Here is an 8,377-nt window from a genome sequence, read left to right as displayed (position 1 = left end):
TTCCACGGTAGCCTCCCGCCTAAAACCCCTCCGTTTCACAACTCCCCACAAAAGCGCTGCTTTACACGATGCTCACGTACCAAGCTGTACCGTGCGATACCTTCCCAGTGGCAAAGACTTAGTACATCATCCAGTACATTGAGATCAGAAAGCAGAGGATGTACTAGTGGCAATCTCGGACACTGCGGCCAGGCAGGCCAAGCCGAAGGACAAGGCATACACGATCGCCGACTCCCTTGGGCTTTCCCTCTATATAGCCACCAGCGGCATAAAAAGCTGGCACTTTCGATTCACTTGGCTTGGTAAACAGGCGCGGATTTCATTCGGGACTTACCCGGATACAGGCCTAAAGGAAGCGCGCGCGCGTCGAGACGCCGCACGGGAAGACATTGCCAGCGGGATTGACCCGCGCAATTCGAGAAGGGAGAAGAAGGCCGAGATGATCGAGGCCGGGGGTCGAACCTTTCGTCGCGTATACGACGAGTGGCTGGCATTCAGGAGGGGGAATATTTCGCCTGGGACATACCGAATCATCAGCAACCTGATGGAGCTGGATGTACTGCCGGTGTTCGGCACACGGCAGATCGACTCCATCAAGCGCGCTGACGTCATCAGCTTGATACGCAAGATTGAGAAGCGCGGCTCGGTGGCCACTGCCGTCAAGGTGCGTCAGCGAACAGGCCAGGTTTTCAGCTATGCCATTGCAATTGGGTTGATCGACGTAAACCCTACCGCAGAGATGCACGCAGTCACTGAGCGCATGGGCCAGCACAAGCCTCACCCCTTCCTGCCATTCAGCGAAATGCCGAAAACGATAGCGGCTGTTCAAGAATCATCATCAGGCCAGCAGCTTCGAGCGGCATTCATGTTGATGATCTACACCGCGTCCCGCCCGGGAGAGGTCCGTCGCGCCGAATGGTCGGAGATCGATCTCGATGCTGCCGTATGGACGACCCCCGCCGCCAAAATGAAAATGCGCAGAGACCACTCGGTGCCTCTGCCTACTCAAGCGGTCGATCTCTTAAAAGCAATGCTGCCCATCACGGGCCACCTTCGTTACGTTTTCGTCAATCGCAGTGACTCGACGATGCCGATCGGCACCAACTACGCCAACAACGTCCTGGATGCCTGCGGCCTGACCGGAAAGCAGTCTCCACACGGTTTCCGCCATCTCTTTTCAACCGAGATGAACGGGAGGGGCTATAACCGAGACTGGATCGAGCGTCAGCTTGCGCACGCAGACAGCAGCTTCATCCGTGACGTTTACAACCACGCTTCCTATCTCGAACAGCGACGGTCAATGATGCAGGAGTGGGCTGATCTGGTAACGCCCGAGCGAGCTTAAGCGGATTGCCCGTGATCACGAATACTGTGAGTGACCACGCCCCACACTTCAAACGTGTCGCCTTCGAGAATGTGTCGATCCGGGTAGCCACTGCTGGCCGACCTCAGGACAGGCCGGCCATGCACGTAGATGAGGAACTTCACTGCTGGTTCCTGGTTGATTACGCCTATGACCATGTTACCGGCAACTGCCTCTCGTCCTTTGTCCACCACCAGCAAATCGCCGCTGAAAACGCCGGCGCCTTTCATGCTGTCGCCCTCGCACATCACCAAGTAAGTACCGGGGGCTCGAATGTTCAGTAATTGATCGAGGGAAATTTCGAGATGGTCGGGGGCGTTCATGGTCGGCTCAGGGCTGTATGGGCAGACAGCATTCTATGCTGATACGCCTTCTATGTAAGAGCTGCTCGTCCGCATTTGATCAAGGAACATCCTTGAAGAAGATGTGGTGACCGAGCTGGAGTGTCTGCTTGGCCTTCGCCGCCCATGCCGGCGCCTTGATGCTGGTGGCGTAGTAGTGGGTGGCCCCGCCGGTAGGGTCCGGCACCTTGCCATCGATCACCTGGTCAGCAGCGATGCGGCACTGCGCCAGCTCGCGGAACGGGATCTGCTTCACGCCGATCAGGAACTGATAGTTCGGGTCGGTCTTATTCCAGCAGCTGAACTGCCACGGCTTTTGGCACACGCTCGCGTAACCTTCACCCCACCACGACTTTTCCCTCCCATCAAACACACGGTTGCGGATCGTCCAAGCGACGGCGATCTGGCCGGCCGTTCCTTCTCCGCGCGCTTCGCCCCAGATCGTGTGGGCGAGGATGTCTCGGTCTTTCTCGGTTACTGGCATCACTTTTCTCCAGGCAAAAAAAATCCCGCTCGATGGCGGGTTTCGGTGTTCGATGCGGCTCAGGCTGCGTCGGGGCCGCTAAGCAAAGGCGCGGCGATGATTTCCGGGATCGGTGGTTCGGCTGGCCATACCGGCGCTTGATACCAGGTAGGCTGAACGGTCACCTTGCCCAGCGCGAACTTATAGGTTTTCCACGCTTTGAGCGTGACCAGCAACGCGGCCTGCTCTGCCTCATCCTCAGCCGTCGCCTCTCCCACTTCGATACCGAATCCGATCGTGTCGATTCGATCCTGAATGCGGGCAATCTGCGACACCGCTGTACTGTTGCGCGCGGCGAGCTCAGCTTTTGCCAGCGCCAGCGCTTCGGCAGCCTGAACAGCATCCTTCATCGCCTTGGTGATCAATTTGCTCCAATCGATATTCACTTGGCTGCCTCCGTGGGTTGCTCTGGATCCGCCAGTGGTTGCGGCAAACTCACCACACCCTCAGGAACACTCAGTAAAGGTTCCGGGTACGCCTGCTCTGGACTGAAATTGATGGGTAGCGGAAGGAAGATTGTGATCTCAAGCTCCCCGCTCTTTCGATCAACCTGTCCCGCGAACCAGGATGAGCTGATCGCCGTGGCCGGCAAGGTATCGCCCTCTTGAATGGGGGAAAAATCGAAGGTCTCGCCGTTTACCACAAGCGCGTCACCGATGCGGACAACGCTCAGTTCGGCGTCACTACGGATGGGTTGCAGATCAATCCTCATCAGAACCATCTCCCAATCGAAAAAATATTGAATGCCACGCTCGAAGTAACAGTCGACGATGCCGGGGAGGCGAGAAACAGACTGAACGTGTTGCCATTGGTGGCTTCTGCCAAGGGGCACCATGCTGCACGTCCCGCTGCAGAAGGGTCTCGCACTTGAACAAAAAGCAGCGGTGCGGCGGAAAACAATGCGGGCATATTGCCGACTATTGGCCCGGAAAAGCGGTTCGCTGCCACTGCAGACCAGCCGGGGGTGAGGCTAAGATATTGCGCAGTGATCATCAGACCTGACGCGAACTTCACCCATGACCCGGCGCTGCTCGAGCCGGATTCAAAAATTGCACCAGTAGGAACGCCGGCGTTTTGTGAGACCGTGCCAAGCACTGCCGCTACAGCAGCAGTTCCCAGCCCAAGCCCGGTGCGAGCGTCAGGAGCATTCTTACCGCCGGTTCCGCCTTGGGCCACAGAAAGCGCTGTGGTCAGAGCCGACAGGGAGTTGATGTCGCTGTTGGCGCCCGATTTGGCCGCGCCAAGGGTTGATCGCGCAGCGCTCGCATCGGCAGCACTCAACAATCCCTCAATGAAAATTGAAAGATCGTCGATTCCGGTACCGCCCTTGCTGGCCGGCAAAATGTCGTAGTTGCCAGTGGTGCCGAGCGCCGCCAGCTTCTCCCCGTAGTTATTGAGGATGGTGCGCACCTGGTCGGACAGGTCCTTCTGGTAGCCCTGCACCGGCATGATTGAGTAAAAACCGCCAGCCACTGTCGGGCCTTCGTAGTTCGGAGCGATCGACAATGCAGTGTTGCTGGCGATGTTGGTCACCTCATACCAGCGACCGTCCGGCCCGCGAAAACCATCACCGACCCGGCTGTTGGCAATGAAAGCAGTGCCTGTGCCGATCACGGCATTAGAATTTTGGGTGACAGAGACCGTTCCCGTCTTGTACCAGGGCATTGTGTATCTCCAAAAATGAAAGGGTCAGGCCAGCAATTTGGCGCAGAGGAATGGGCGATGGCCCTGATTGGTCCAGGCGGTGAATGCGAGGCTGTACATCATGATTCGCCCGTTGGCGTAGTCGACGCCGAGCGCGCAACTGCCTCCCGAACCTTCGCTATGACAGCTCATGGTGAAAGGGTTGAGAGAAACATACTCGCCAGCTCCAAGCGCTTTATTGATCGCCCAGATATAGCGACGGCCCACGCTCAGCTGCTCTGTCCCGATGTATGTCCAGTCCCCTGCTGCAAAGGTCACGATGACCGCCGGGGCTCCGCTGTCGTAGCAAAGCGCGCCGCTTGGGTCCCATAGGCGAAGCCCATATGCAGCAGTGCCCATAGAAGTCCAAGCTGCTACGAAGTACTGCCCGCTCAACGATTCGTTGACCTTGGAGGCGTTCATTGAAAACCCCGTCCAATTGCCCGGGCCTCCGGTGAACCAGACTGTATATGGAACCTGAATTACTCCCGTCTGATCAGGCCGTATGAAAACAAGCGGCGGATCTTGGCTCGTTATTGCTCGGGAGAACGTTGCCGTGGCATTGGCCGTCCCTGAGTATGATCCTCGCGTCAGCATGCAAAGCCGTGGAGCCTCCGAGTCGATTTGCACGAAAGCATTGTCATTAATGCTCTGGAATCCATAGCTCATGTCGAATACCTGATCGCGTACGCCTTTGCGACGACCCGCGATTGAATCGTACCGGCACTGGAAGACGGGTTTTTGGGCAGAACAACAACCTGCCCAGCTGACGTCGTAACGAATGGGTATGATTTCTGGTTCGCAGCGCCGTCTCCTTCGGCTGGCTGCACGTCCTGTGCTCTCGTCGGGATGATCATGAATACGCAAGTAGCAGGATTGAAGCCAGGGATGTTCAGTGTGTAACTGGGCACAGTCCCGCTGAAGTCAATCACGCCCTGCCAGATCACCTGATAGGTGAAGCTGTTGGTGTCCATAGCGAGCTGACCGCTCTCGTTAAAGACACGCAGTCCAAATAGCGCCATTGATTACCCCAGATAGCCGAGACGAACACGAAGCACGTTGTTGGCGTCGTAGACCGAGACGTTCAGTGAGTTGATCACCAGGCGTCCCTGCCCTGGAACGATGCCGTTTATTTCGAGCGTGCCGTCTTTGTTCAGGATCCAGCCTTGCTGGCCGGCGATGTAGTTAGAAGAGCTGATGTAGTTGCCGATCTTCGCGTTGGTGATCGAGCCGTCCATGATGAACGCCGAGTTCATGAACACCTGACCACCCTGCACTGCAAACGGAACCGAGATCGCGCCGCCGGCGATGGTGTTGACGATGGCGAACCGGTCAGCGCTGACTAGGAACTGACTTTGCAGCCCGGCGCCGGTGTTCTCGATGCCGAGGCCGATGCCGGCTGCGATGTACTGACCTGTCCCTGAGTTGTATTGCATCTTCACCGACCAGCTTGTGGTGATTTTGCCGTTCACGTCATTGACGATTGACGTGTTCTGCTCAATCGCCGCCTCTTGATTGCCGACCGTTGTGCTCAGTTGGGTCAACTGCTGAGCTGTTGCCTGCTGGTTTGTAACAACAACCTGCTCGAGCTCGGTAATGTTCGCCGCGTTCGCTCCGATTTTTGCGTCGAAGGTCGTTATACGCCTTGCCATTGCCTCGTTCTCGGAGGCTCGAACCTTCGATTCGGAAGCGATGGCCGCAGTGCTGGTGTGGCTTTTGATCGCGTCCGCGAGATCGCCAGCGCCGTCCTCGTCGCGGTATGAGGCGCGAAGGGCTTCGAAGGCTGTCGCTTGCGCAGTAACCTCTCCGTCGAGTTCGATGATCTCGGTGGTATTGGTCGCCACCTGCTGGGCAAGGCCGTTTGCCGTTTCGATCGACTGGCCGACATCCAGCCAGTAGTCAGCATTCGGCGGTGGGGTGTTGATCGGCACCTGCTCGGTCGCTTGGTAGATGCGCCCATCTTCGACCACCATTTGCCCGGCCTCATAAATCTGGTCAGGCTTGTAAGCTGAGAGGCCATCGAGCGCGTCGATTTGATCCTGGAGGCCGGGAATCTTGTCGATTTCATCAGCGAGCTCCTGCCCCAGCTCCGTCTTCGTGATTTTCCCACCAAGAGCGGCCAGGTATGCGGAGACATCGTTCGAGGTCTGAGCAGGCACGTAGAGAAACGAGCTTTTCCCGTACGCATTGGAGGAGCGGACGAAATAGTAGTAGTTCTTCCAGAACCCCAGCCCAGTGTGCGTAAAAGAAAGCCCCTGACCCAAGTACTCGGCGTCATTCGAGGTCGCAGTCGGCGAAGTGCTGAAGAAGTATTCGTACGTGCCGCCGTTCAGTCCGTTCTGAGAGTTGCTCGGAATCAGCACAATGTTGTCGATCGACGACTGCACAACACAGCTTTCCGGAATCGGCGGGCCGTTGATGCTGACGGTGATCGTCACCTCACCTGAACGCGCCATGGGGCCGGCGGCCGCCACGCTCATGGTGTAGTTGCCGGACGGCAGTCCATTGATGGCGCACTCCGTCGACGTCGCAGGAACGTTATGCGACTGAATTGCGGTAGTGCCCTGTCGGACGATGACGATGTACTCCTTGACCACGCCAGCAGGAGGCGTCCACGACAGAACACCCTGCGTCACCTCAGCCGTGGTGTCCTGCGTCCACGCGAGATTCGTTGGCGTGCCCAGTCCGCCGGATGGCAGATTGATGAAGCCAATCGGGTTGTAAGGCTGACCGACGGCGTCATCGAAGATGGCAGGCTCGTACTGCTTTACCTGAACCGTGCAGCCCTCACGATCGCCCATCGACCAGTCGGAGACGATGAACTCGCCAAGGATGTTCAGCGACGGGAGATTTACCCGCACCACGCGGCCCGGCCGGCAGTTGTATCCGGCGAAGTTCATCGGGATGCTGATAGCGCCACCAGCGCGGCGCCGGCGCAGTTCCATGTTCGCCAGGCGCTGAGCCTGATAGGGATCGGTGACATAGGAATAGGTCAGCGTCTCCGCCGCCTCACCTCCGTCCTCAACGATCCATTCGGCTACGCTGACTTCCGGGTAATCCGTCTCGGTCCAGGACTGTTCCGGATCGATGAACGTGCCGCGCACGGTGTTGATTGCTGTGTCATTGGTTGGCTCAGTGCTGCCGGTGACGGTGCCGATCACCATGTCCTCGGTGATCTCGAAGTCGTACGGACCGTAATAGGCGCCAGCCTGGAACATCCAGCGGCCACCAACACGAATCAGATGGCCGCCCGACGCTGCTTCCAGCTTCTGCAGAACGCCGGTGCGCTGCTCGTCCGCGCCGATAACGCAGCCGGTGCGATACCGCTGGCTCGTCGAGCCGTCGGCATTGGTTACGCCTTCGTCGCAGACGTTGGCAGCGCTGGCGAAGGTCTCGAAGACGATTTCATCGTCCGGCACGTTGCAGCGGTTGCGCAGGAACCAGAGCAGATGCAGCGCAGTGTTTGCGCTGTAACCCGCCGCCCCGGTGCGCGGATCGTAGATATCATTCCGCCCGCGAACCACAAAACGCGTGTCGGGGATACCCGATGGAAACTTCTCCGCGCTGTAACGCAAGGAAACCCGCACGTAGGACAGGCCGCGACCGATCTGCGAGTCTTTCCAGTCGGGGCAGTTGGCCTTCAGGAACGCGTTCACTTGAGTCGGATTGACTACCAGCTCGTAGCTGGCCAGCGGTCCGAATGCGCCGATCTCTTCCTCGCCGAGGTAGATGTTTTCGAGGGCATCGATCGCCCCCTCGCACAGCACGTATACCAGGTGGAGCCATTCACCCTCACCCTGAGCGCCGGTCTGCTCCTGCGCCCATACCAGGACGCCGCCGGTGGAAACGCGCCCAAGGATGAAGCGCACCGGGGCTTTTGAGGACCGCACGGTCTGGGCAGACGGCTCGTTGTCGCGCAGGGGTGACTTGGTGTTGAGCTTTTCTTGCTGCTCGGCTGCGTAAAAGGCAAGCGCCGCGCCCGCGACCGCGCCCCATGGGTTACCGGTCTGCAGAAATCCTGCTACGGCCCCGACCACAACCGCACCGAGTTTTTTAACGCCGCCGCTCATTCAATTCTCCACGCGGCCAGTGGCTCGCACTCAATCCGGGCGGCGCCGTCATCGGTCGCCGCCCAGTAATCTCCAGCCCAGAACACGGCCATGCTTCGGCCGCCGGGCGCGTCGTACAGCACGACGTCACCGCGCTGGATGAATGGCAGTGGCACGCGGGCAAAGTGGGTATCCCAAGCCGCCTCAAGGCTGCCGTGCTGCTTCTTCAGCTGCCGTTTGGCACCGGTTTCCGTCGTGTACTTGCCCCGGTAGTTCTCCGCCGGGTCGACGCCACACACCGAGGCCGTGCAGTCGGCAGCGAACAGGCAGCAGTCAAATTCACCCCATGAAAAAGGCCGCTCTTGGGCGGCCTTGATCGTTTCGTTCAGACGGGTTGTCCAGTCTCGGTAGCGCATGG

General features: G+C 58.6%; 10 protein-coding genes. 1 reads left to right on the top strand and 9 read right to left on the bottom strand.

Annotation, left to right across the window (positions count from 1 at the left end; genetic code table 11):
* The first annotated feature begins 166 nt into the window (after positions 1–166).
* Complete coding sequence (locus tag CXF97_RS13485; RefSeq protein ID WP_101158946.1) at positions 167–1,345, top strand: tyrosine-type recombinase/integrase; 1,179 nt, start codon at positions 167–169, stop codon at positions 1,343–1,345.
* Here CXF97_RS13485 and CXF97_RS13480 read toward each other — a convergent pair.
* The 9 genes from CXF97_RS13480 to CXF97_RS13440 form a co-directional block, all read right to left on the bottom strand.
* The gene (locus CXF97_RS13480; RefSeq protein WP_101158944.1) at positions 1,342–1,686 is read right to left on the bottom strand and encodes a LexA family transcriptional regulator; all 345 of its coding nucleotides are present in this window, start codon (positions 1,684–1,686) and stop codon (positions 1,342–1,344) included. The two genes, CXF97_RS13485 and CXF97_RS13480, sit on opposite strands and share 4 nt — an antisense overlap.
* 79 nt (positions 1,687–1,765) lie before the next feature.
* Entirely contained in the window at positions 1,766–2,188 is a 423-nt protein-coding gene (locus tag CXF97_RS13475; RefSeq protein ID WP_101158942.1) for a cell wall hydrolase, read from the bottom strand.
* A 59-nt stretch (positions 2,189–2,247) separates the two neighbouring features.
* Positions 2,248–2,577, bottom strand: coding sequence for a phage tail protein (locus CXF97_RS13470; protein ID WP_101158951.1), 330 nt, complete (start codon positions 2,575–2,577; stop codon positions 2,248–2,250).
* Positions 2,578–2,609: 32 nt separating this feature from the next.
* The gene (locus CXF97_RS13465) at positions 2,610–2,939 is read right to left on the bottom strand and encodes a hypothetical protein (RefSeq protein ID WP_101158940.1); all 330 of its coding nucleotides are present in this window, start codon (positions 2,937–2,939) and stop codon (positions 2,610–2,612) included.
* The gene (locus tag CXF97_RS28480) at positions 2,939–3,892 is read right to left on the bottom strand and encodes a phage tail protein (RefSeq protein ID WP_256589820.1); all 954 of its coding nucleotides are present in this window, start codon (positions 3,890–3,892) and stop codon (positions 2,939–2,941) included. The genes CXF97_RS13465 and CXF97_RS28480 overlap by 1 nt, the downstream gene beginning before the upstream one ends.
* Positions 3,893–3,916: 24 nt before the next feature.
* Entirely contained in the window at positions 3,917–4,333 is a 417-nt protein-coding gene (locus CXF97_RS28475) for a hypothetical protein (RefSeq protein ID WP_256589819.1), read from the bottom strand.
* 242 nt (positions 4,334–4,575) lie between these two features.
* Complete coding sequence (locus tag CXF97_RS13450) at positions 4,576–4,884, bottom strand: hypothetical protein (RefSeq protein WP_256589818.1); 309 nt, start codon at positions 4,882–4,884, stop codon at positions 4,576–4,578.
* Between the two features lie 51 nt (positions 4,885–4,935).
* Positions 4,936–7,980, bottom strand: coding sequence for a phage tail protein (locus CXF97_RS13445; protein WP_101158934.1), 3,045 nt, complete (start codon positions 7,978–7,980; stop codon positions 4,936–4,938).
* Entirely contained in the window at positions 7,977–8,375 is a 399-nt protein-coding gene (locus CXF97_RS13440) for a hypothetical protein (protein WP_101158933.1), read from the bottom strand. Before CXF97_RS13440 ends, CXF97_RS13445 begins: the two co-directional genes overlap by 4 nt.
* Positions 8,376–8,377: the final 2 nt, after the last annotated feature.

It is taken from the genome of Pseudomonas sp. Choline-02u-1 (assembly GCF_002836515.1).
Taxonomy (GTDB): Bacteria; Pseudomonadota; Gammaproteobacteria; order Pseudomonadales; family Pseudomonadaceae; genus Aquipseudomonas.
This window is presented reverse-complemented; position numbering and strand designations above follow the sequence as displayed.

What these genes read in the sequence shown, in the direction of transcription:
- CXF97_RS13480 (WP_101158944.1), bottom strand. Translation starts at nt 1,686, where the DNA reads ATGAACGCCCCCGACCATCTCGAAATTTCCCTCGATCAATTACTGAAC.
- CXF97_RS13475 (WP_101158942.1), bottom strand. Translation starts at nt 2,188, where the DNA reads ATGCCAGTAACCGAGAAAGACCGAGACATCCTCGCCCACACGATCTGG.
- CXF97_RS13470 (WP_101158951.1), bottom strand. Translation starts at nt 2,577, where the DNA reads ATGAAGGATGCTGTTCAGGCTGCCGAAGCGCTGGCGCTGGCAAAAGCT.
- CXF97_RS13465 (WP_101158940.1), bottom strand. Translation starts at nt 2,939, where the DNA reads ATGAGGATTGATCTGCAACCCATCCGTAGTGACGCCGAACTGAGCGTT.
- CXF97_RS28480 (WP_256589820.1), bottom strand. Translation starts at nt 3,892, where the DNA reads ATGCCCTGGTACAAGACGGGAACGGTCTCTGTCACCCAAAATTCTAAT.
- CXF97_RS28475 (WP_256589819.1), bottom strand. Translation starts at nt 4,333, where the DNA reads ATGAACGCCTCCAAGGTCAACGAATCGTTGAGCGGGCAGTACTTCGTA.
- CXF97_RS13450 (WP_256589818.1), bottom strand. Translation starts at nt 4,884, where the DNA reads ATGGACACCAACAGCTTCACCTATCAGGTGATCTGGCAGGGCGTGATT.
- CXF97_RS13445 (WP_101158934.1), bottom strand. Translation starts at nt 7,980, where the DNA reads ATGAGCGGCGGCGTTAAAAAACTCGGTGCGGTTGTGGTCGGGGCCGTA.
- CXF97_RS13440 (WP_101158933.1), bottom strand. Translation starts at nt 8,375, where the DNA reads ATGCGCTACCGAGACTGGACAACCCGTCTGAACGAAACGATCAAGGCC.